Annotated in this window: 1 protein-coding gene; it reads right to left on the bottom strand. The window is 65.9% G+C overall.

Annotated features, from left to right (window positions below):
* A partial coding sequence (locus tag GWG65_RS40185; RefSeq protein WP_275200916.1) for a saccharopine dehydrogenase NADP-binding domain-containing protein occupies positions 1 to 1,060 on the bottom strand: 1,060 nt, incomplete at its 3' end.
* Between the last annotated feature and the right edge of the window lie 3 nt (positions 1,061 to 1,063).

Genomic DNA, 1,063 nt, shown 5'->3' with positions numbered 1-1,063 from the left:
CGAGGCAGAGAGCGCTTTCGGCGATCATCTTGCTGGTCGAGCCATAGCCCGGATCGCGGTCGCCCGTGACTACCGCCTCGACCCGTCGGCCATCCGGCAGTTCGCCCAGGAAGAGGATGTCGTAGAAGCCCTTCTCACGCTCTGCCTGGGTCGGGCCCGCGCCGGGTTTGAGACCGCCGGACCCGAACAAGAAAACCATCGTCGCGAACGTCTCCGTTGTCACGCGACCGATTTCCCCAAATCCCGGTGCGACCATCATCTCGTCGTAAACGAAGTCCGAGCCGTAGGGATGCCCCAACAGGAAATTCGTGCGGTGCACGTTCTTGGTGTTGATCGGCGCCATGGGGAACGGCACGAGCCACACGTTCATGCTCGGGTCGTATTCGGGGATGAGGCCCGACGGCTGAGACGGCCCAGTGAACCCCGGCGTCAACGCGAAGGGATCGGTCAGCAGCCGGATCAGGGCCGGGTCGCGCGCTGCGGCCGCCAACGTCGCCTGGGCGCTCGCCGCGGTGCCGCCCGACATGCCGCCTTTCACCTTGCGCAGGCGGGCTTTGACCCGCCGCGCCGGGCGTCCGAATTTCTCGCGCGCCTTCTCCTGCAACGTGAGCACACCGAGATCGAACGGGATGGAATCGAAGCCGCAGGAGAAGACGATCCGCGCGCCCGTCCGTTTCGCCTCTTCGTGATGGGCGTCGATCATGCGCCGCATCCAAGCCGGCTCGCCGCACAGATCGACATAGCCAGTGCCCGTGGCCGCGCAGGCCGCCACAAGCTCGCGGCCGTAGAGCTGATAGGGCCCGACTGTCGTGATAATCACGGCCGCACGCTCGCACATCGAACGCAGGCTGGCCGGCTCGGCGGCATCCGCCTTGACCAAAGGCAAATCGTCTGATGCGCCGATATCGGCACGCACCTTCTGGAGCTTGTCGGTCGCGCGCCCGGCGATCGCCCAGGACGGAGCATCGTCGCCGCGATAGGACGTCGCCAGATATTCGGCGATGAGACGGCCGGTGTAACCCGTCGCGCCATAGACGATGAGGTCGAAGTCCCGCTTCACGAC

Source organism: Bradyrhizobium sp. CSA207 (assembly GCF_029051685.1).
Classification (GTDB): Bacteria; Pseudomonadota; Alphaproteobacteria; order Rhizobiales; family Xanthobacteraceae; genus Bradyrhizobium.
The sequence above is the reverse complement of the archived record's forward strand: the minus strand, read 5'-3'. Positions and strand labels throughout refer to the sequence as shown.